Here is a 22,137-nt window from a genome sequence, read left to right as displayed (position 1 = left end):
TGCATGTCAAACCCGTTCAAACGTCATACAGCATGCCCGCAATCGCGGCGGTAATGTTGTGCGTGCGTGAGTCGTGTTCGCGATGAATCATGCCGACGGTGCGAAGCAGCGGCGGCTCGGCAATGGGGACAATGCGCAGCAGAGGGTCTGCGTGCCAATCGCCCCGGTGCAGCAACGGTAATACCGACACGCCGACGTTCTTGCGCACGAGCGCGACGATCGTCTCGATGGAGTTCAGCTCCAGATACTCCGTTACGCTGAGTTTTGCTGCGCGCAACGCCTGCTCGACGACGAGACCGGTTCGCACGCGACGGTCGAACCGCAGGAATGCGTGTGCATCGAGTATCTGCTGCGGATCGGACTCGGCGATATCGCGATTGACGACCATCACCATCGGCTCGGTGTAGAGCGGCGTCCACACCAGTCCGTCGGCGCGGGCGTCGTCCGCACGTGCGACCACGGCGGCGATGTCCACTTCGCCTTGCTCCACGAGGTCGGTCAATTCGTCCGAGCGGGCGGACGTCAGCCGCACATCGAGCTGCGGATGCGCGGTCTTCAGTTCGGCGACCACGAGCGAGAGCGCGCCGATGACCGACACCACCGCGCCGATGGTCACCGGGCCTTGCATCGCATCGACGGGCGAGGTGGTCAGCTCGGCCGTGAGCGCCAGAATCTGCTCGACGCGGGGAAACAGGTCGCGCCCCTGACGCGTGAGCGTGATCTGACGCCCGCGCCGGTCGAACAGCCGCTGGCCGACGGCGTCCTCCAATCCGCGCATCTGCAAACTGACGGCCGCCTGCGTCAATGCGGCGCGCTCAGCCGCCGCCGCGAACGAGCCGGTTTGCGCCACCAGACGAAACGTCTTCAACATGCGCAGCGTGAGCATTTGGAAAGTAAAAATAACTTAAGCATGAAAAAGAAATATTAATATTTCCTTTGCGTGCGGGGAAGACATAATCGTGTCATGCACATCCCGCATGAGCGGGTGGCCGACCCACACAACGCGCCCCATGACCATGCCCGCAGATGCTGGGCCGGTGCTTGAAGTCACCGGACTGTCGCTGAAATTCTCCAAGGCACCCGACGCGCCGAATCTGATCGATGGCGTCTCTTTCGCCGTGCACCCCGGCAAGACTTTGTGCATCGTCGGCGAATCGGGATGCGGCAAGAGCGTGACGTCGCTGGCCCTCATGGGTTTGTTGCCCAGCCCGCCGGCGAACCTCGTAGCAGGACGCGCCGTCTTCGAAGGCCGCGACCTGCTGGCGCTGGACGAACGCGATTTCGCGGACCTGCGTGGCAACCGTCTGGCGATGATCTTTCAGGAGCCGATGACGTCGCTCAATCCGTCGTTCACGATCGGCCATCAGATCGAGGAGGGCATTCGGCGACATCGCGGACTGGACCGACGCGCCGCGCGTGCCGAAGCGCTCGACATGCTCAAGCTCGTGCGCATTCCCGCGCCCGAAACCCGGCTCGACAACTATCCGCACGAGCTCTCCGGCGGCATGCGCCAGCGCGTGATGATCGCGATGGCGCTCGCCAACCGGCCCGCGCTACTCATCGCCGACGAGCCCACGACGGCGCTCGACGTCACGATTCAGGCGCAGGTGCTCACACTCATTCAGACGTTGCAGCGCGAAACCGGCACCGCCGTCGTGCTCATCACGCACGATCTGGGCGTGGTGGCCGAGGTCGCGGACGACGTGGCCGTGATGTACGCCGGGCGCATCGTCGAGTACGGCACGGTGAGCGAGATCTTCGACGATCCGCAGCACCCTTACACCATCGGGCTGATGGGCGCGATTCCGTCCATCGGCAAACGCGAAGGCACGCTGGCGACGATTCGCGGCGCAGTGCCCTCGCCGGAGCGCATGCCTGCCGGATGCCGTTTTGCGCCGCGTTGCCCGTTCGCCGAGGCGCGTTGCACTCGTGAGGCGCCGCCCGAGCGGACATTGACCGGCGCGCACCGCGTGGCGTGCTGGCTCGCGCCGGTCGAGTCACTCACTCCGCCGCCGTCGTTGCGAGAGGAGGCCGTGGCATGAACGCACCATCGACAATGACGCCGCTGCTCGAAGCCCGTGATCTGACCAAGCACTTCGGCGGCCATCGCGTGGGCTTTTCACGCGCCCCCACGGTGTATGCCGTCAACGGGGTATCGTTCGCAGTGCAGGCGGGCGAGACGTTCGCCATCGTCGGCGAATCGGGCTGCGGAAAATCTACGCTGGGACGTTTGCTGCTGCGCCTGCTCGACGCAACGCGCGGCGAAGTGCGCTATCAGGGCGAAGACATCATGACGCTGGGGGCGGGCGCGATGCGGCGTCTGCGGCGCGAACTCCAGATCATCTTCCAGGACCCGTTCGCATCGCTCAATCCGAGCATGACCGTGGGCGGTCTGATCGGTGAGCCGATTGCATTACACGGCCTCGCACACGGACGTGCCCGCGACGAGCGCGTCGCCGAACTGCTGCGTACCGTCGGCCTGCAACCGGACTATGCGCAACGCTTCCCGCATGAGTTTTCCGGCGGGCAGCGCCAGCGCATCGGTATCGCACGCGCACTGGCCGGTGAGCCGCGCGTGATCATCGGCGACGAACCGGTTTCGGCGCTCGACGTCTCCGTGCAGGCGCAGGTCATCAACCTGCTCGAACGGCTGAAGCACGACTTCGGCCTCACGCTCGTCATGGTCGCCCACGATCTGGCGGTGATTCGCCACATGAGCGACCGGGTGGCGGTGATGTACCTCGGTGAGATCGTCGAGCTGGCGAGCGCCGACGCGCTCTTCGACAACCCGCTGCATCCCTATACACAGGCGCTGCTTCAGGCGATTCCGGCGAGCCGACCGCATCTGCGACGTGAGCGCGCACCGCTGGGTGGCGAGCTGCCGAGTCCGACTGCACCACCGCCGGGGTGTCGCTTTCACCCGCGCTGCCCGCATGCGCGCGACGCTTGTCGGGAGCACAAGCCGGTCGACGAAGTGCTGCCGGACGGCCGACAGGTCGCCTGCCACTTCTGGCGCGAGATTCAGAACGCCGGAGCAAGCCCGGCGCGGGCGGCGGCACCGAGCGAGAAGCTGGGCGAGCGACTCGCGCTGTATCGGGCGCGACAGTCGCAGACCGACGCGAGCGCAGCCCGCACGAGTACATAACAACACCTTCACGACACCATCACACAGACAAGGGATCACACGCATGCGCAACGTTCTGCTCGATCTTGTATTGGCGGCGGCTCTGACGACCGGCGCGGCTTCGGCCATGGCGCAATCGACTATCCGGATTGGTTTGCAGGAAGACATCGGTTCGCTCGATCCTGCGCGCAGTTCGCAGGTGGTCGACCGCATGGTGCTGCGCTCGCTGTGCAGCTCGCTGGTCGATATCGGCACCGATCTGAAGTTCGTGCCGATGCTGGCCACCGCATGGAATGTGAGTGCCGACGGCAAGACCTGGACGTTCAAACTGCGCAAAGGCGTGAAGTTCCACGACGACGAGCCGTTCAACGCCGCCGCCGTGAAGGCCAATCTCGACCGCGCGCGCACGATGCAGGCAAGCAACCGCAAGAGCGAGCTCTCGTCCATCGACCATGTCGACGTGGTGGACGACTCGACCGTCAACATCGTGCTCAAGGCCCCGGACTCGGCACTGCTCGCCACGCTGTCCGACCGCGCGGGAATGATGCTCGCGCCCAAGACGCTGGCCGACGATGCGAGCGTGCAATCGAAGCCGGTGTGCTCCGGTCCGTACAAGTTCGTGCAGCGCGTGCAGAACGATCGCGTGGTGCTGGAGAAATTCCCGGGCTTCTGGGAAGCCGACAAATACCCCATCCAGAAGGTCATCTTCCTGCCGATTCCGGATACGACGGTGCGTCTTGCGAACGTGCGTTCCGGCTCGCTCGACATGCTGGAGCGTCTCTCGCCGTCGGACGTGAAGTCGGTTCAGCGCGATGCAAACCTGACCTTCATCTCGATGGACGGGCTCGGCTACTATGGTCTGACGTTTAACGTCGCCCCGAACGCGAACAAGGCGTTGCGTGACAAGCGCGTGCGCCAGGCGTTCGATCTGGCTATCGACCGCGACGCGATCAATCAGGTAATCGGCGGCGGCATCTTCACGCCAGCCAATCAGGCATTGCCGCGCTCCGGGCAGTATTACGACACGTCGATCAAGACCACGAAGCGCGACGTTGCGAAGGCGAAGGCTTTGCTGAAGTCGGCCGGTTTCGAGAAGGTCAATGTGACGCTGAGCTTCGGCAATAGCACCGTCTCCAATCAGATGGCGCAGATGTTGCAGGCGATGCTCGCGGAAGCCGGTATCACGCTCAAGTTGCGCCCGATGGACTACGCGGCGGCACTCGACGCCGCGCACCGTGGCGACTTCGATGTGCTCTACAACGGCTGGTCGGGACGTGTCGATCCGGACGGCAACCTGCACCAGTTCGTCTCGTGCAAGGGCAATCTGAACTACGGTCAGTACTGCAACGCCGAGGTCGACAAATTGTTGAACGACGCGCGCGTGAAGTCGACCGTCGCCGAGCGCAAGCCGCTGTATGACGCCGCGAACAAGATCCTGTCCGACGAAGACCCGATCCTCTATCTGTACGTGCAGCCGTGGCCGTATGTGCTCACGAAGAAGGTGCAGGGCTTTGTGGCCTACCCGGACGGTCTGATCCGTCTGCGCGGCGTGACCATCAAGGGCTAAGGGGACTGCCGCCATGCTGCGCCTCGTCGTCCATCGTGCGCTGGTTGCCATTCCCACGCTCATCATCGTGTCGATGATGATCTTCGGGTTGCAGAAGATGCTGCCCGGCGATCCCGTGCTCGCGATGGCTGGCGAGGATCAGAACCCGCAGGTCATCGCCGCCCTGCGCGAGAAGTATCACCTCGACAAGCCGCTGCCCACGCAGTACGCGCTGTGGATTGGCAGCGTGCTGCGCGGCGATCTCGGCAACTCGTTGCGCACCGGCGAGCCGGTGACGAAACTCATCGCGCAGAAGTTGCCGGTCACGTTGCAACTGGCCATGTTCGGTCTCGTGATCGCCATTGGGATCGGTATTCCGCTGGGTATTCTCTCGGCGGCCAATCGTGGCAAAGCGATCGATTACGGATCCAACGTGCTGGCGCTCTCAGGCATGTCGATTCCGAACTTCTGGCTCGGCATTCTGCTGATTTTCCTCATCTCGGTGCGCTGGCAGTTGCTGCCGTCGTCGGGCTACGTGCCGCCGGGCGAAGATTTGTGGATGAGCTTCAAGACGATGGTGATGCCCGCGTTCGTGCTCGGGGCGGCGCTGGGCGCGCAACTGATGCGTCACACGCGCAGCGCCATGCTCGGCGTGCTGCGCACCGACTACATCCGTACGGCGCGTGCGAAGGGCTTGCTGCGCGGTACGGTGGTGCTCAAGCATGCGTTTCGCAATGCGCTGATACCGATTGTGACGGTGCTGGCGCTGCTGTTCGGCGAGTTGCTCGCGGGGGCGGTGCTGACGGAGCAGGTCTTCACGATTCCGGGTTTCGGCAAGCTGGTCGTCGACGCCGTGTTCAACCGCGACTATGCGGTGGTGCAGGGTGTCGTGCTGGTGACCGCCGTGAGTTTCATCGTGTTGAACCTGCTGGCCGACGTGCTTTACGTCCTGCTTAACCCGCGCCTGCGTCGCGCCTGAGAATTCAAGAACATGGCTGCTATCCAGACGACACAGACGTCATCCTCTTCGCCAGCGCCGGACGCGAACCCTGCCGTCGCGCCGGTGGCCGTCGCCGCGAGCGCGGAGCGCCTGCCGCGCCGTCGCTATCGCGGGCTGCGCAAGTTTGCGCGCAACAAGGCGGCGGTTGCCGGGGCGATCATCGTCGCGTTCGCGGTGCTTGTCGCAATGCTCGCGCCGTGGATCTCGCCCTACGACCCGATTGCCACTAGTTTCATGGCGGTGCGTCAGGCCCCTAGTGCGCTGCACTGGTTCGGCACCGACGAACTGGGCCGCGACATTCTCGCGCGCATGATCTACGGCGCGCAGGCGTCGCTGGCCGCCGGTGTGGTGTCGGTCGGTATCGCGGTGATCGTGGGCGTGCCGCTCGGGCTGCTGGCGGGCTACTTTGGCCGCTGGGTCGACGCCATCGTCTCGCGGCTGGCCGACGCGCTGCTGTCCATTCCGTTCCTGATCCTGGCCATTGCGATGGCGGCGTTTCTCGGGGCGAGCCTGACCAACGCGATGATTGCCATCGGCGTGTCCGCCATGCCACGTTTCGTCCGGCTGGCACGCGCGCAGGCGCTCACCGTGAAAGCGGAAGAGTATGTCGAGGGGGCCCGTGCCATCGGCCTCACGGATACGCGCATCATCGTGCGCTACATCCTGCCGAACGTGCTGCCGCCGATCATCGTTCAGGCCAGTCTCACGGTCGCGACCGCGATCATCGCCGAGGCGAGCCTGTCGTTCCTCGGACTGGGGCAACTGCCGCCGCTGCCGTCGTGGGGCTCGATGCTCAACACGGCCAAGGACTTCGTCGAGCAGGCGCCCTGGATGTCCATTTTTCCCGGTATCGCCATTTTCCTGACGGTACTCGGCTTCAACCTGCTGGGTGACGGACTGCGCGACGCGCTGGATCCTCGCGAGCAATAACCGTCACTTAACCAAAGCAGCATCACGCTCCGGCAGACGTATTCCAACCAATCGAGACAGAGGTCATCCGTAATTCCATGACGCACTTCAACTGGCAAAACCCGTACCCGACGCCGCGCCTGCCGGTGTTCGCCCGCAACATCGTGTCGACGTCGCATCCGCTCGCCGCGCAAGCCGGTCTGCGCATTCTCTGGCAGGGCGGTAATGCCGTCGACGCAGCGATTGCCGCAGCCGCCTGCATGACCATCGTCGAGCCGGTCTCCAACGGTCTGGGCGGGGATTGCTTCGCGCTGGTATGGGACGGCAAGCAGGTGCATGGCCTGAACGCCTCGGGCACCGCGCCCGGTGCATGGAACGTCGACTACTTCCGCAAGAAGTACGGCGAGGAGCACGGCATCGCCAAACAGCCGATTCGCGGCGTCGACTCTGTGAGCATTCCCGGCGTGATCGCCGGTTGGGAAGCCTTGCACGCGAAGTTCGGCAAGTTGCCGTTTGCGGACCTGATGGCCCCGGCCATCGAGATCGCCGAGCGGGGTCACGCTGTGGCGAACATCGTCGCGCGCAAGTGGGCCGCAGCGGTGCCCGAACTCAAGAATCAGCCGGGATACGCGCAAACGTTCATGCCGAACGGCCGCGCACCGACGACCAGCGAGATGATGCGCATGCCGGGCCACGCCCGTACGCTGCGTCTGCTGGCGAAGGAAGGCCCGCGCGCGTACTACGAAGGCGAGATCGCCGAGCGCATCGCAGCCTGGAGCACCGAGCATGGCGGCGCGATGACGACCGACGATCTGCGCAACTATCGCGCCGACTGGGTCAAGCCCATCGAGAAGGACTATCGCGGTTACACCGTGCACGAAATTCCGCCGAACGGCCAGGGCATTGCAGCCCTGATCGCGCTGGGCATTCTGGACAAATTCGACGTCTCCAGCCTGGCGGTGGACCGCGTGCATTCGCAACACTTGCAGATCGAAGCGATGAAGCTGGCCTTCGCCGATCTCTACAAGTACGTGGCCGATCCGCGCTCGATGGAGGTGACGCCGGAGCAGATGCTCGACGACGCTTACCTGACCGAACGCGCGAAGCTCATCGATCCGGACAAGGCGACGCACTTCGACTTCGGCATGCCGAAGTCCGGCGGCACCATCTATCTGACCGCCGCCGACGAGCAGGGCATGATGGTCAGTTTCATCCAGTCGAACTACATGGGCTTCGGCTCGGGCGTCGTGGTGCCGGACTACGGCATCGCGCTGCAAAACCGTGGTTGCGGCTTCTCGATGGACCCGAAGTCGGCGAACGTGGTCGAGGGTGGCAAGCGCCCGTTCCACACGATCATTCCGGCATTCCTCACGCAGAAGGTCAACGGTCAGCACGAAGCCGTGATGAGCTTCGGGGTGATGGGCGGGGACATGCAGCCGCAAGGCCATTTGCAGTCGGTCGTGCGCATGCTCGACTACGGTCAGCAACCGCAGGCTGCCTGCGACGCACCGCGCTGGAAGGTCAATCGCGACTTCACCGTCGATATCGAATCGACGATGGATCGCGAAACGGTGGCAGGGCTCGTGGCGCTGGGCCACAAGCTCAAGTCCATCGACGACCCGTACATGGACTTCGGCTCCGGCCAGTACATCTGGCGTCTGGATCGCAACGATCCGGAGCGCGGCTACGTGGCCGCGAGCGACAGCCGTCGCGACGGCCTCGCTGCGGGCTACTGAGTTCGCTGAGTCACGTCTTCGTCAGATAGCGTCGCTCGCAGTGCGGGCGACGCGACGGGCTGCAAGCCGTGCTTCACGCTGCATGACAGCGCTGATCGTGAAGGCCGCTGCACTGGCGATGGTCACCGGCACGGCGGCCATCATGAACAGGTGCTGCGGGTCCCAATGCAGGGCCAGCAGCACACCGCCCACGATCGGTCCGACGATGGAGCCGATGCGCCCGATCCCCAAAGCCCAGCCCACGCCCGTGCCGCGGATCGTCGTGGGATAGGTGCGTGCGGCCAGCGCGTTCGCGCCGATCTGGCCGCCGACGACGCAGAACCCTGCCCCGAAGATCGTCGCAACGAGCACCGCGACCGATGTGCCCGCCAGTCCCACCAGCACGACGCACACCGCTGCGCCCAGATACACCACGCCGAGCGCCTTGAACGGCGGCACGCGGTCGAATACTCGTCCGAGCGTGAGCGTGCCGAGCGTGCCCCCGATTTGCAGCATGGAGGTGATGATCGCGGCGGTATCGAGTGCGATGCCTGCATCGTGAATCACCGTCGGCAGCCAGCTCGACAGGAAGTACAGATCCATCAGGCTCATGAAGAAGATCACCCACAGCAGCACGGTGATCCGCGCACGCTTGTCCGCGAAGAGGGCAGACACGCTGGCATGCGCCCTGGCGTGCACATCGGCACCGCTGTCGACGCGAGCGTCTGCTGGTAGATCGGGGGCGAGTTTCCGCAGGACGGCAAGCAGGCGCGCCGGATGCTTTGCCTGCACGATGAGGAAACGGGGCGATTCAGGCAGGTGCCGCCAGGCGAGCAGTGCAGCGGCGAGTGGCAGCAAACCGCCCACGATGAACACCGACGGCCAGCCGTAGTCGCGAATCAGGCCAGCCGCAGCGAGTCCGCCGAGCGCCGCGCCCAGCGAGAATCCGCAGAACATCACCATGATGGCGGTAGAGCGCACGCGCTCGGGGGCGAACTCGCCGGTCAGCGCAATCGCGTTGGGCATCACGCAGCCCAGCCCGATGCCGGTCAGCAGGCGCAGCACCAGCAGCGACGTGACGGACGACGCGAACGCCGTCGCGAGCGACATCGCTCCGAAGATCAGCATGCCCACGATCAGCACCGGCCGCCGCCCCACGCGATCGGACATCGGTCCGCCGACGAGCGCGCCGAGCGTGAGGCCGACCAGACTGGCCGAAAAGACAGGGCTGAGCGCCGAGCGCTCGATGCCCAGCGCATGCACGATGGCGGGGGCCACATAGCCGATGGCTTGTGTGTCGAAGCCATCGAGAAAGACGATCAGCCCGCAGAGTGCTGTGACGAATATCTGATAACGGCTGAAGGGCCGCTCGTCGATGAGCGACCGCAGATCGATGCTAGGTTGGGGCATGGCACTGTCTCCATGATTGGCCTCTTTGGCGAGGCTCTGTCGAATAGGCAAAAGCGTGCGCACCCGGAGGCGCGCACGCGTCATTGGCAGTCGGCTGCCGGGTGACTCAACGACCGGTCCGAGCCGTCTGAGCCGCCTGAGCTGCATTAAGTGCTTCCCGGTTCAGACCTGCGACGTTCTTATACCGATTCGAAATCTCCGCGAGATCTGCGGCGCTGATGACATCGTCGATATGGGTGAAGGGCTTGTCGCCGCTCAGTTCGTGCACCGTTTGCAGGATCGCGTCCGGCGGCGCTTTGCGGTTCATCAGCACGACCTCGGCGGTCGCCTTGCCCCGAAGGCGCTCGTAGGCGTCCAGCGCCGTAGGTGTGAGGCCATGCTCGCGCAATTGCGCGGCCAGGCACGGTGCGTCGAGAATCGCTTGCCCTGCGCCGTTCGAGCCGCGCGGCACCATCGGATGCGCGGCGTCGCCCAGCAACGTGACACGCCCGAAGCTCCAGCGCGGCAACGGGTCCTGATCGACCATCGGATATTCGAGAATCGTCTCGGTCGCCTCGATCATGCCTGCCACGTCGAGCCAGTCGAAGTGCCAGTCGGCGAATGCGGGGAAAAAGTCTTCCAGACGCCCCACGCCGTTCCAGTCACGACGCGCCGGACGTGGCGCTTCGATCTCCGCGACCCAGTTCACCAACTGGTTGCCATGGCCGTCGACGTTGTTACGAATCGGGTAGATCACCATCTTGCCCACCGACAGCCAGCCCGCGCGCACCATCGACGCGCCGCTCAGGAACGGCGGCATCACGACGCTGCCGCGCCACATGTTCACGCCGGAGTATCGCGGCGCGCCCTCGGTCGGATAGAACTGCTTGCGCACGACCGAATGGATGCCGTCCGCGGCGACCAGCAGGCGTGCCGTCACCGGCGGCAGCGTGTCGCCCTGCGGCGACTCGAACGAGATCGTGATCTCGTCGTCGTCCTGGAGAAAGCCGGTGCAGCGATGCCCTACGACGACCGCGTCTTCGCCAAGGCGCTCACGCACGGCGGCAAGCAACACGCCCTGAAGATCGCCCCGGTGAATCGAGAACTGCGGCCACGCGTATCCGGCATGTTCTCCGGCGGGTTCGCTGTAGACGAACTGGCCGAAGCGGTTGAAGAATGCCGACTCGCGCGTCGTCACGGCGACGTCGCGCAGCGCAGGCGTCAGGCCCAGCCCGTCGAGCACGCGTGCAGCGTGCGGCAGGATGTTCACGCCGACACCCAGCGGACGAATTTCGGGGACGGCCTCAAACACGCGGCAAGCGATACCGGCTTCATGCAGATTGAGCGCGAGCGTCAAACCGCCGATACCTGCGCCGACGATGGCCACGTCGATCGATGGGGGCATGGGAAAGTCTCCTGAGCGCGACTGCGCAGATGGTTCTGGAATGACGACCATTAAAGCGCGTCGTTAGTCATCAGGGAATTTTGACTATCATATGAATTAATATGAATCAGTTATGAGTTGCCGATGAACATCTCCCTGCGTCAACTGAAAGCGTTCGTACTCGTGGCCACGCTGGGCAACTTCACGCGTGCGGCCGAGCGGCTGCACATCACGCAGGCGGGTTTGTCGGTGATGATGCGCGAGATCGAGACGCAACTTGGCAGCCGTCTGTTCGACCGCACGACGCGCAGCGTGACGCTGACCGACGCGGGTCATGCGTTGCTCCCGGTCGCGAGCGCGGCCGTCAGCCAGCTCGATGCCGTCGCGGGACAGATTGCAACGTTCGGGCAGGTGTCGCGCAAGACGCTGCGCATTGCGGCCACGCCACTCGTGTCGTCGCATCTGATGCCCGAGTGGTTCGGCACGTTTCAACGGGCGAATCCCGACGTGGACCTGCGGCTGCATGAAACCGAACTCGCACAGGTGCATGCGCTCGTCGAGCAGGGGGAAGCGGACATGGGATTCGGCTTTTTCACCAAGGCGTCGCACGGCATCGAGCGAACGCTGCTGCAATCGTTTCGTCTGATGCGCGTGACGGCGACGAAGCGGCCTGCGCGCAAAACGGGAAGCGCCAAAGCGGAGGCGGGCGATACGACATGGCACGCCCTGCGGGACGAAACACTCATCGGTCTGCCGTCGGACAATCCGATTCAGCAACTCGTCGAGACACATCTCGCGCGCATCGACCGCGCCGACGAGCCACGTACGGCGTTTCGTCGCTTCGAGACACTGATCGGCATGGCCGAAGCCGGTATCGGCACCGCGATCATGCCGACGTTCGCGCTACCTGCGTGTCGTCATCGCGCGGTACGTTGGGAGGTGCTCACTGACCCGGAAGTCACACTGGGCTTTCATCGTATCGTGAAGCGCGGGCGCGCGAAGCCTGAACTGTGGCGCCAGTTCACCGAGCTGGTCGTCGAGTCGCTGCAACGCATCGATGCCATCGCGGACGAGCGCAGAAGTTAGTACTGACTGGGTGGCTGTGCCAACGCGAAGGATGGGGGACGTTGTGAGGACCGAAATCTTGATGGTCGAGGGATGGCGATATCGTCAGTACGCGCTCACTCATCTTGGATTCCTACACGGCACTACGGCATCGAGGTAACGTGAAGCTTCTGTTGATTCATCGAATCGTCACAGTTCACCCGCAATAATCACGGCGCACGAGGAACTCACAAACTAATTCGGCGGCCGATCTACTGCGTCAAATCACGCGTGGCACCGGGCGCCGGTGCGACCCGGGGAAATGACGCAATGACCATCCGTCATCGAATAACGCTATTGGTGATCCTGACGTTTGTCGCGCTCTCGATCATTGGTGGCTACGCGGTCTATCAGACACGCGCCAGTGCTCAGAAAGTACGGCAGGTAACGGAAGGTGTGGTGCCCAGCGCGCTCGCTTCCGCCGATCTCGTCTCGCAAGTCAAGGCGGTGCAGATCGCCACGATGACGCTGGTCTACGCGCCCGACGAAACCGTCGTCGAACAGGCGCTCGACAATCTCAAGAAGCTGCGCGGCGACATCGACCAGTCGCTCGCCCGTCAGGCCGAAAGCGCCGCAAGCGACGCTCAGAAGGGGCTGGTAACGCAGGCGCGCGAGAGTGTCGACAACTACTTCAACGCTATCAACGACACCGCCAAGCTCAAGCAGGCGGGCAAGACCGAGATGGCACAGGCGTTCCTCTTCGCGATGGTCGCGCAGTACCGCGACGAGCTCGAAGGCGTGGTCAACACGCTGCGCGTCGAGAAGAACCGCCAGAAAGACTCGGCCATCGCCACGCTCAACGACACGCTCTCGACGACCACGACTGCCATCGGCATCGTGACGGGGCTGGCCATTGTGCTGCTCACGGCCATCGGTGCGCTGCTGTACCGCCAAATTACGCGTCCGCTCTCGCGCATGCAGGCCATGATGAGCGAGATCGCGAACAGCCAGGACTTCACCCGTCGCGTGCCGGTGGGGCGCATGGATGAAATCGGGCACTCCATCGTCGCTTTCAACGGGATGATCGAGAAGATTCAGGAGCGCTCCGCCCAGCTCAAGCAGAAGACGGCCGACATTCAGGCGATGTTGCAGAACATGCAGCAGGGCATTCTGACGGTCGTCGACGGCTCGAAAGTGCACGGCGAGTACTCGGCCTACCTTGAAGCGATCTTCGAGACGCAGGACATTGCCGGTCGCGGCGTCATGGATCTGGTGTTCGCCGACAGCGATCTGGGGTCCGACACCGTCTCGCAAGTCGAAGCGGCCATCGACGCCTGCATCGGTCAGGACGCCATCAACTTCGCGTTCAACGAACACCTGCTGGTCGGCGAGATCGGCAAGCGCATGCCGGACGGCCGCGTCAAGCAGCTCGATCTGACGTGGTCGGCCATCACCGACGAGACCGACACGATCCTGCGACTGATGCTGTGCGTGCGCGACGTGACCGAACTGCGCGAACTCGCGGCCGAAGCGAACGAGCAGAAGCAGCGTCTGGAGATGATCGGCGAGATTCTGGCCGTGAGCCAGGAGAAGTTCCATCACTTCATCGAAAGCTCGACGGGCTTCATTCGCGAGAACGAACGCATCATCCGCAAGCACTCCCAAGCCGACAGCGCAGCCATTGCCGAACTGTTCCGCAACATGCATACGATCAAGGGCAATGCGCGCACGTACAACCTGCAATACCTGACGAACGTCGTGCACGAGACCGAGCAGCGCTATCACGAGCTGCGTGCACCGGACGAAGCGCGTCTGTGGGATCAGGACGGCCTGATGCGCGAACTCGAACGCGTGCGCGACGCCGTCGACACGTACGCACACATCAACGAGATGAGCCTCGGTCGCAAGGGCCCGGGCCGCACCGCTGACGAACAGTCGATGGTGGTGGACCGCGCGCACATCCGCGCCAGCCTGCGCATGCTCGAAGCCGCCGACCCGAACGATTTGCATCAACTGGTCGCCATGCGCGACGCCGTTCACCAGACGCTGCGACTGCTGGGTACCGAAGGCGTGGGCGAAGCGTTGGGCGGCGTGCTCGATTCGCTGCCGTCGCTCGCGGGCGAACTCGGCAAACCGGCCCCGGCCGTGCGCATCGACGACAACGGCTACCGTCTGCGCGCCCCGGCCGTGCGCATTCTGCGCGACGTCTTCATGCACCTGCTGCGCAACTCGATGGACCACGGTCTGGAAGGGGCGGACGAGCGTCGTGCGAAAGGTAAGCCAGCGGCAGGCACCATCGATATCGAAGTGGGTCTCGATCACAACATGCTGCAAGTCACGCTCACCGACGACGGTCGTGGCCTTGCTTTGCATCGCATCCGCAGCATCGCTGTGGAGCGCGGCTGGATCACGGCCGAGACGTATGTGACCGACGAACAGATCGCGCAGTTCATCTTCCGCCCGGGCTTCTCGACGGCGTCGAGCGTCACCGAGGTGTCGGGACGTGGCGTTGGCATGGACGCGGTGCAGGATTTCGTGCGCCGCGAACACGGCCGCATCGAACTGCGCTTCACGGATGAGCGCAAGGGCGCGGAATTCCGTCAGTTCCAGACGGTGGTATGCCTGCCCGACAACCTCGTAGTCGACGGCTTCGACCTGAATAGCGTGGCGGCCGATGCCGTCGACCTGCCCGCGCTGGAAGGCGGTGCCGCGCAAGCCGGATCGAACAGCCTGACGGCGGCACGGGACACGTCGCGCGACGACCTGTCGCAAGCCGGCAAGGTCTGATCTGAGGCGAGGACAGCAGCGTCGGGCTCCCGGCGTCAGGACGATCGGCAAGGCGGCGCAGACCTGGCGTGTCTGCGGCCGCCGTGCCGTTTTCGGAGATGGATCGAGTATGGAAGCAGTTCAATGGCTATTCGCGGGTGCGGCGGCGGGCCTCGTCGGTGCGGGCGTCGCGGGGTACGTCGTGCATCGCTGGCGCATGGCGCAGGCCACGGCGCATTGGCGCGCGCTGACCAAAACGCACGACGAAGCGCTGGAGCAGGCGCTTGAGCGCGAGCGTGTCGCCGTCGCAGGCAGGGACGCACTTGTACAGTCGCACGACGATGCTATCGCCGAGTTGCAGGCGCGCCTGACGCAAGCCGAGCAGGACTTGCAGAGTGCGCAGAAGTCGGAAGCGTCGGTGCTGGAAGACAAGGCGATGTGGCAGAGCGAAGCGCAGCGCATCGCGGGCGAAGCGGCTCGCCTGCGCGGACTGGCAGCCACGTTCGAGCGCTGGCACGAGCAGATGATTTCACTGATGACGCAGAACCAGGACATGCACGCGAAGAACCACGAACTCGCGTCGATCGTGCGTCATGTGCTGATCGTGTCGCTTAACGCGTCCATCGAAGCGGCGCGCGCGGGCACGGCCGGTCGCGGCTTCGGCATCGTCGCGAGCGAAGTGCGCGCGCTGGCGACGCGCTCGGAAGAACTCTCGAAGAGCTACCGCGATAGCCTGCATCGCAACGACGTCACGACCACGGCGACGTTCCAGGACATTCAGGCCGGCGGCAAGATGATTGCGGCGTCGCTCTCCAGCGTCGAATCGCTGGCGCAGCAGTTGCATTCCCGTCTCCACTAAGCACTCAGCAGGCAGGTTTCGTTGTGATCAGCGCTCACGCACGCGACAGTTTCGAACGCATCCTTCACAAGGCGGCGCGCACGCGGCTCGCCCGCTCGGCCGACGCACTGTGCGAGATTGCACCGCTCGCCGTGCAGCAGGTCGACGCATCGGATACGACCATGAGCATCGAGCTGAAGGTACGCCACGCCAACGTGGTCGTGCTCACGATCTCGGGCATCGACTTTCGCATGCTGCTCGTACTGCATTTCGATGAAGACGACGCCACCCGCGCGTACTTCGTGGGCGACGATCAGGAGAAGTCGTTTCGCGAAGCCTTCCTCGAAATCAGCAATCTGTGCTGCGGAGCGATTAACCAGGAGTTGCTGGGGTACTTCCCCGATCTGGGCATGTCCACGCCCTACGTGCTCAGCGCGCGCTGCGTGCCTCACCTCATGCAGCTCAAGCCGAACCATCTGGCGTCGTGGGACATCACGCTCGACGGTTCGGTCAGTCTCGTGGCCACGTTGTGCGTGTGTGCGCATGCACCGCTGGACTTCAACGCCGATGTCGGCGTGACGCAGGACAGCGGCGGCGAACTCGAATTGTTTTGACGCGGCTCGTGCACCGGAAATCGCTTCAGGTCGCACCCCATCGCCTCTCACGAATTACGCTTTAGGAAACCACCACAATGAACCGAAGCATCCCCCGCGAGTCGGTCAGCCAGTTCTTGATCCTCGAAGACAGCGTCGAGCATGAGTATCCGGACGCGCTGGTCCGCGGCATGATCGACATCACCGACGGCGTGTTCCGTGGCCTGTTCGGCGACATCGAAGTGACCTGCGAATCCCCCAGCGTGGTGCGCGAGCGCATCATCTTCGGCGAAGTGTTCAGCCTGATTCCGCTCGAGAGCGCCTGGTGCCGTGGCTACATGATGATGCAGGCCGAGCAGGTGCCGTTCATGCAACTGCTCGAACACACGGGCCGCTGCGAAGGGCAGGCCGGTTTTCGTGAACTCAACGGTATGCTGGGCGAACTGACGAACCTCGTCTGGGGCGCATTCAAGAACCGCTACATGGGCGATCCGCTCGCCGTGGACCGCACGCAGGTGCAAGTGCCGCTGCTCATCAACCACAAGCAAAAGTACATCACCTTCGGCACCGATAACCCGCAGCTGTGTTTCGTCTACCGTCTGACCGATCCGGTCAATGGTCAGATCGTCACGCTGCATCAGCACTTTGTATTCAGCCTGAACTGGTCGCCCGAAGCGTTTCGCGAAGCGTCACAGAGCGCGGCTGAGCCCGTCGAGACCGGGGCGCTGGAAATGTTCTGAGATCCCGGCTCGCCAATTCACTCTTTCTTACACACAAAGGACAACACCATGTCGAAGATTCTCGTGGTCGACGATTCGAGCACTGTGCGCGACGAAGTCGCCGGCTTTCTGCGCAAGAACGGCCTGGACGTGGACACTGCGGTCGACGGAAAGGACGGCCTCGCCAAGATCAAGGCCAGCCCCGGCGTACGTCTCGTCATCAGCGACGTGAACATGCCGAATATGGATGGCCTGACGATGGTCGAGAAGATTCGCGGCGAACTCGCGAACGCATCCGTCAATGTCGTGATGCTCACCACCGAAAGCAGCCCGGCCATGAAGGAACGCGGCAAGGCCGCTGGCGTGAAGGGCTGGATCGTCAAGCCGTTCAAGGGCGACGCCGTGCTGGAAACGTTTCGCAAGCTCGCCAGCTGATACCGCTTGCTGGCTGCGTCGGAGGTCTGAGGGGGCTTCCGGCGAGCCGGTCAGGCGGCGAACGCCGCTCATCGTCGGGATGAATCGCGGGCAGACCGTCGCCACCGCCCCGGTGGCGGCGTTACACTGCTGACTTTCCCGCATTACGCGAAAATCTGCGCATTCTCGCTGAGTCATCATGAGCGTCGTACCCTCGAAGAAGAAGACTGCCGCTGCGGTTGCCGCCAGCGACTCACGTTCGCACGACACGCCGGAGAACGTCGCGCTCGCGGCCGACGGCGACGCGCAACCCGTGGCCTCCGCCGATGCGGCAGGTGCCGACGCCCGCCCGCGCCGCTCGAAGCTGCGCCTGACCTACGTCATCGCCAGTCTCGACCGTTTGCTGCGCCGACACATGTCGGAGGCGCTCGCCCCGCTGGGCCTCACGCTCGCGCAATTCACCGCGCTTTCCGTGCTCGATGCGCGCGGCAAGCTCTCCAACGCGCAACTCGCGCAACGCTCGTTCATCACACCGCAGTCCGCCAATGAGGTGGTGAGCATCATGGCCTCGCGTCAGTGGATCACCCGCGAACCGGATCCGAATCACGGCCGGATCGTACTGCTGCAACTGACCGACGAAGGACGGCGTGTGCTCGCGCAATGCGAAGCCGTCGCCAAGGAAATCGACACGCGCATGCGTGCGGGCGTGACGCGCGACGACGCCGCCGCCGTGCAGCGTCATCTCGAACTGTTCGTGCGCAATCTGCGCGACTGACTCCGGGTTTGTCCCGACCGGACAATAGCTTGTATTGTCAGGTTGCTTGATATTAAATGGAGTCCGTCACCCCGGTAGGCATCGTTGTGTGCCCACCGGCGGCAAACCGGATCGCGCCCCGTCGTCGGCAGTCAGCCGACGACAGACAAGCGTAAATAAAGCGTGCGCGACCGAATCCCAGTGACCCGGTAAGACGAAAGCGATGCAACGCTCTCGCGGCGTTGTCACGTCCGTCGTATATGCGCCTTTAATATCAGGTTACCTGATTAAATGGTTGTGTAATACGCACTCGTTACCGATGTCGATGGACCGTGCGGGGTGGCAACCGACATCCATAAAGAAGATGACAGGAGACACCATGAAATCGAATCGGGAGGGCGGCGCGCAGGCGTTGCCGTTGGGAGATGACGGGACCGGCGGGGTCGGCAGTGCGGCGAATTCCGCTGCGCTGACACTCGCGCTGTGCTTCGCGGTGGCGTTGCTCGAAGGACTCGACTTGCAGTCGGTCGGGGTGGCGGCGCGCGGCATGGCGAAGGAATTCGGCCTGAGCGTGGCGCAGATGGGCATTGCGTTCTCTGCGGGCACGTTCGGTCTGTTGCCGGGCGCGATGGTGGGTGGCCGTCTCGCCGACAGCATCGGCCGCAAGCGCGTGCTGATGCTGAGTGCCGCGCTGTTCGGCGTGTTGTCGATCGCCACCGCGTTCGTGTCGGACTTCTGGATGCTGGTGATCGTGCGTATGCTCACGGGCGTCGGGTTGGGTGGCGCGATGCCGAATCTGATTGCACTGTCGTCGGAGGCGGTGGCGCCGCGTCTGCGCGGCACGGCCGTGAGCATCATGTATTGCGGCATTCCGCTGGGCGGCGGCATTGCGGCGACCATCGGCATGCTGGCGGTGAGCGATGCCGACTGGCGGCACATTTTCTATGTGGGCGGCCTGGGCCCGATCCTGCTGCTGCCGTTGCTCGCCTGGTTCCTGCCGGAGTCGCGTGCATTCGCCGCGGCGACATCGCAAGGGCAACGCGCGACGCCTGCGCCGATGACGTCGGTGCTGTTCTCCGAAGGGCGAGGCCTCTCGACAGTGCAGCTCTGGCTGTCCTACTTCTGCACGCTGATCGTGCTGTATTTCCTGCTCAACTGGCTGCCGTCGCTGATGGGGGCGCGTGGCCTTGCACGTGGCGAAATCGGTTGGGTGCAGATTCTCTTCAACCTGGGAAGCGCCGTCGGCGTGCTGGGACTGGGCTATCTGATGGACCGCGCGCGCATGTCGTTCGTGATTGGTGGCATGTATCTCGGCATGATCGCGTCGCTCGTCGGTCTGGCCGCCGCGCACGGCTTCGGTGTGCTTGCTGCGGCAGCGTTCTTCGCAGGCATGTTCATCATCGGCGGCCAGTCGGTGCTCTATGCCCTCGCTGCCGCCTATTACCCGACGGCCATGCGTGGCACCGGCGTAGGCGCAGCGGTTGCCATCGGTCGCATCGGCTCCGTGGTTGGCCCGCTCGCTGCCGGCATGTTGCTCGCGGTGGGCAGCAGCGCTGCGGTGGTGATCGGTGCAAGCATTCCCGTGACGATCGTGGCCGCGCTTGCGGCGCTCACGCTGATCCGTCGTCCCCGCGCGGCCGACTGAGTTCGCCTCACGAGTCGGCTGGAAAGGTTGACTCGACTCGGCCTCGCTTGTGCGCGACGGACGGCATGCAAAGGCCGCCGTCGCGTTTTTTCTGGCGCACCGCCAGACGCATCGCCTGATTCACGTAGCACATATAACGACATCAATAATCTGGAGACTTTCATGGCTTTTCGCATTTCACGTCACACGCTTGCGCCATTGGCGGCGGTCGCCGCATTGGCGGTTCCGTCTCTTGCCAGCGCGCAGTCGAGCGTCACGCTGTACGGCATCGTCGACACCGGCATCGAATACGTCTCGCATGCGAGCCCGAACGGTTCGGTCGTGCGCATGCCGGGCGTGACCGGCGAACTGCCGTCGCGCTGGGGGCTGCGTGGCAGCGAAGACCTCGGCGGTGGACTCGCAGCCATCTTTCAACTCGAAAGCGGTTTCAACATTCGTGGCGGCGATCTCGGTCAGGGCGGTCGATTATTCGGCCGTCAGGCGTTCGTCGGTGTGAAAGGGCCGTATGGCACGCTGTCGTTCGGCCGCCAGTACACCATGACGTACTACGCGCTGCTGGGCTCCGACATTCTCGGCCCGGACATCTACGGCATGGGGTCGTTCGACGCCTACATCCCTAACGCCCGCACCGACAACTCGGTGACGTATCAGGTCGGCTGGCAGGGGCTGACGTTCGGCGCAGGCTATTCCTTCGGCCGCGACTCGGCAGGCACCGGTAATTCGCCGGGCCAGGGCACCTGCGCCGGGCAAGTGCCGGGTCAGTCGGTGCAGTGTCGCGACTGGTCAGTCATGCTCAAGTACGACGCGAGCAACTTCGGCGTGGCGGCGTCGTACGAAGAGCAGCGCGGCGGTACAAACGCGGCTGCCAACTTCTTCGATGGGCAAGCCACATCCGCCTTCACCAGCAGCGGCGACAAGGACACGCGCACCACCCTCGGCGCGTACTACAAGTACGGTGCCTTCAAGGTCGGTGGCGGCTGGCTGGGACGCCGTGTGTCGACGTCTGCCGTCAACACGCATTCGAATCTGTTCTATCTCGGTGCGGCGTACAGCGTCACGCCCGCCTGGCTGGTCGACGCCGAGGTCTATCGCATCATTAACAGCGACCACGACACGCGCGGCACGATGACTACGCTGCGCGCCACGTACTCGCTCTCCGTGCGCACCGCCGTCTATGCACAGGCCGCCTACCTCTTCAACAGCCCCCGCGCAGCCTATTCGGTCAGCGGCGGGGGTGGGGGTACCACGCCGCCCGCAGGCGAGGGGCAAGCAGGCGTCATGCTCGGCATGCGTCACACGTTCTGATCGCAAGCGCGGACCGATCTTCAGGGTTTCCCCTGAAGTCGCCATGCTTGCAATGTAAGGTAACCTGATATTAAATTGTGTCTGTCGGCAACGCCGCGCACCACTCCCGGCGCGCGGTCCGGTTGCCCTGGACATATGGGAATTACGCAAAATGAATGCATACGAAGGACGCTGGAAGACGGTCGACGTGAAGGTGGAGGGTGGCATTGGCTGGGTGACCTTCAATCGTCCAGACAAGCGCAACGCCATGAGCCCGACGCTGAACACCGAGATGAATCAGGTGCTCGACGCGCTTGAACTCGACAACGATGCCCGCGTTGTTGTGCTCACCGGTGCTGGTGCAGCGTGGACGGCGGGGATGGACCTGAAGGAATACTTCCGCGAGATCGACGGCGGACCGGAAATCGTGCAGGAGCGCATTCGCCGCGACGCGTCCGATTGGCAGTGGCGTCGTCTGCGCATGTACGCCAAGCCGACCATCGCGATGGTCAACGGCTGGTGCTTCGGCGGTGGCTTCTCGCCGCTGGTGGCCTGCGATCTGGCGATTGCCGCCGACGACGCCGTGTTCGGTCTGTCGGAAATCAACTGGGGCATTCCGCCGGGCAATCTGGTGAGCAAGGCCATGGCCGACACCGTGGGCCATCGTCGCGCGCTGCATTACATCATGACGGGCGACACCTTCACCGGCCGCGAAGCCGCCGACATGGGCCTCGTCAATCAGAGCGTGCCGCTCGCCGAATTGCGCGCCGCTACGCTTGCGCTCGCCGCCAAGCTGCTCGAAAAGAACCCCGTGGTGCTGCGTGCGGCGAAGCACGGCTTCAAGCGTTCGCGCGAACTCACGTGGGAGCAGTGCGAAGACTACCTGTACGCCAAGCTCGATCAGGCGCAACTGCGCGACCCGGAGCATGGCCGCGAGCAGGGCTTGAAGCAATTCCTCGACGACAAGTCGATCAAGCCGGGCCTGCAAGCCTACAAGCGTTGAACATTGAGGA

General features: G+C 64.0%; 19 protein-coding genes. 16 read left to right on the top strand and 3 right to left on the bottom strand.

The window, feature by feature from the left end; translation table 11 throughout:
• Positions 1-16: 16 nt before the first annotated feature.
• A complete protein-coding gene (locus NA29_RS18945) occupies positions 17-886 on the bottom strand; it encodes a LysR substrate-binding domain-containing protein (RefSeq protein WP_039400500.1) in 870 nt (289 codons plus the stop codon).
• Between the two features lie 130 nt (positions 887-1,016).
• On the opposite strand from NA29_RS18945, the gene NA29_RS18940 reads away from it, so the two are divergent.
• The 6 genes from NA29_RS18940 (at position 1,017) to NA29_RS18915 (ending at position 8,315) form a co-directional block, all read left to right on the top strand.
• The gene (locus NA29_RS18940; protein WP_197701862.1) at positions 1,017-2,042 is read left to right on the top strand and encodes an ABC transporter ATP-binding protein; all 1,026 of its coding nucleotides are present in this window, start codon (positions 1,017-1,019) and stop codon (positions 2,040-2,042) included.
• The gene (locus tag NA29_RS18935) at positions 2,039-3,145 is read left to right on the top strand and encodes an ABC transporter ATP-binding protein (RefSeq protein WP_039400498.1); all 1,107 of its coding nucleotides are present in this window, start codon (positions 2,039-2,041) and stop codon (positions 3,143-3,145) included. Before NA29_RS18940 ends, NA29_RS18935 begins: the two co-directional genes overlap by 4 nt.
• A gap of 43 nt (positions 3,146-3,188) precedes the next feature.
• On the top strand, positions 3,189-4,691 hold the full coding sequence (locus tag NA29_RS18930; protein ID WP_039400495.1) for an ABC transporter substrate-binding protein: 1,503 nt from the start codon (positions 3,189-3,191) through the stop codon (positions 4,689-4,691).
• A gap of 13 nt (positions 4,692-4,704) precedes the next feature.
• Positions 4,705-5,649: an ABC transporter permease gene (locus tag NA29_RS18925; RefSeq protein ID WP_039400492.1), complete on the top strand. Its 945-nt coding sequence runs from the start codon at positions 4,705-4,707 to the stop codon at positions 5,647-5,649.
• A 12-nt stretch (positions 5,650-5,661) separates the two neighbouring features.
• A complete protein-coding gene (locus NA29_RS18920) occupies positions 5,662-6,600 on the top strand; it encodes an ABC transporter permease (protein WP_224786895.1) in 939 nt (312 codons plus the stop codon).
• Positions 6,601-6,677: 77 nt separating this feature from the next.
• The gene (locus NA29_RS18915) at positions 6,678-8,315 is read left to right on the top strand and encodes a gamma-glutamyltransferase family protein (RefSeq protein WP_039400489.1); all 1,638 of its coding nucleotides are present in this window, start codon (positions 6,678-6,680) and stop codon (positions 8,313-8,315) included.
• Between the two features lie 21 nt (positions 8,316-8,336).
• Here the strand turns inward: NA29_RS18915 and NA29_RS18910 are convergent, their stop codons facing one another.
• Both NA29_RS18910 and NA29_RS18905 read right to left on the bottom strand, forming a co-directional pair.
• Positions 8,337-9,704, bottom strand: coding sequence for an MFS transporter (locus tag NA29_RS18910; protein WP_039400485.1), 1,368 nt, complete (start codon positions 9,702-9,704; stop codon positions 8,337-8,339).
• Between the two features lie 106 nt (positions 9,705-9,810).
• Positions 9,811-11,088: a flavin-dependent oxidoreductase gene (locus NA29_RS18905; RefSeq protein ID WP_039400482.1), complete on the bottom strand. Its 1,278-nt coding sequence runs from the start codon at positions 11,086-11,088 to the stop codon at positions 9,811-9,813.
• Positions 11,089-11,211: 123 nt separating this feature from the next.
• Between NA29_RS18905 and NA29_RS18900 the strand changes: the two genes are divergently transcribed.
• The 10 genes from NA29_RS18900 to NA29_RS18855 all read left to right on the top strand — a co-directional run bounded on the left by NA29_RS18900 (position 11,212) and on the right by NA29_RS18855 (position 22,127).
• The gene (locus NA29_RS18900; RefSeq protein ID WP_052253059.1) at positions 11,212-12,153 is read left to right on the top strand and encodes a LysR family transcriptional regulator; all 942 of its coding nucleotides are present in this window, start codon (positions 11,212-11,214) and stop codon (positions 12,151-12,153) included.
• A 288-nt stretch (positions 12,154-12,441) separates the two neighbouring features.
• Positions 12,442-14,898: an MCP four helix bundle domain-containing protein gene (locus tag NA29_RS18895; RefSeq protein ID WP_052253058.1), complete on the top strand. Its 2,457-nt coding sequence runs from the start codon at positions 12,442-12,444 to the stop codon at positions 14,896-14,898.
• Positions 14,899-15,007: 109 nt separating this feature from the next.
• The gene (locus NA29_RS18890; RefSeq protein WP_039400479.1) at positions 15,008-15,736 is read left to right on the top strand and encodes a methyl-accepting chemotaxis protein; all 729 of its coding nucleotides are present in this window, start codon (positions 15,008-15,010) and stop codon (positions 15,734-15,736) included.
• Positions 15,737-15,759: 23 nt separating this feature from the next.
• Complete coding sequence (locus NA29_RS18885) at positions 15,760-16,329, top strand: hypothetical protein (protein ID WP_039400477.1); 570 nt, start codon at positions 15,760-15,762, stop codon at positions 16,327-16,329.
• A gap of 77 nt (positions 16,330-16,406) precedes the next feature.
• Entirely contained in the window at positions 16,407-17,048 is a 642-nt protein-coding gene (locus NA29_RS18880; RefSeq protein WP_052253057.1) for a chemotaxis protein CheX, read from the top strand.
• A gap of 48 nt (positions 17,049-17,096) precedes the next feature.
• Positions 17,097-17,462, top strand: coding sequence for a response regulator (locus NA29_RS18875; protein WP_039400475.1), 366 nt, complete (start codon positions 17,097-17,099; stop codon positions 17,460-17,462).
• 178 nt (positions 17,463-17,640) lie between these two features.
• Entirely contained in the window at positions 17,641-18,216 is a 576-nt protein-coding gene (locus NA29_RS18870) for a MarR family winged helix-turn-helix transcriptional regulator (protein WP_039400472.1), read from the top strand.
• 358 nt (positions 18,217-18,574) lie between these two features.
• Complete coding sequence (mhpT, locus tag NA29_RS18865) at positions 18,575-19,840, top strand: 3-(3-hydroxy-phenyl)propionate transporter MhpT (RefSeq protein ID WP_224786893.1); 1,266 nt, start codon at positions 18,575-18,577, stop codon at positions 19,838-19,840.
• 162 nt (positions 19,841-20,002) lie between these two features.
• Positions 20,003-21,145 (top strand): porin, encoded by a 1,143-nt coding sequence (locus NA29_RS18860; RefSeq protein WP_039400469.1) that lies wholly within the window; start codon positions 20,003-20,005, stop codon positions 21,143-21,145.
• Positions 21,146-21,296: 151 nt separating this feature from the next.
• On the top strand, positions 21,297-22,127 hold the full coding sequence (locus tag NA29_RS18855) for a p-hydroxycinnamoyl CoA hydratase/lyase (protein ID WP_039400467.1): 831 nt from the start codon (positions 21,297-21,299) through the stop codon (positions 22,125-22,127).
• Positions 22,128-22,137 lie beyond the last annotated feature (10 nt).

This window comes from Pandoraea sputorum (assembly GCF_000814845.2).
In the GTDB taxonomy this organism is placed as follows: Bacteria; Pseudomonadota; Gammaproteobacteria; order Burkholderiales; family Burkholderiaceae; genus Pandoraea; species Pandoraea sputorum.
This window is presented reverse-complemented; position numbering and strand designations above follow the sequence as displayed.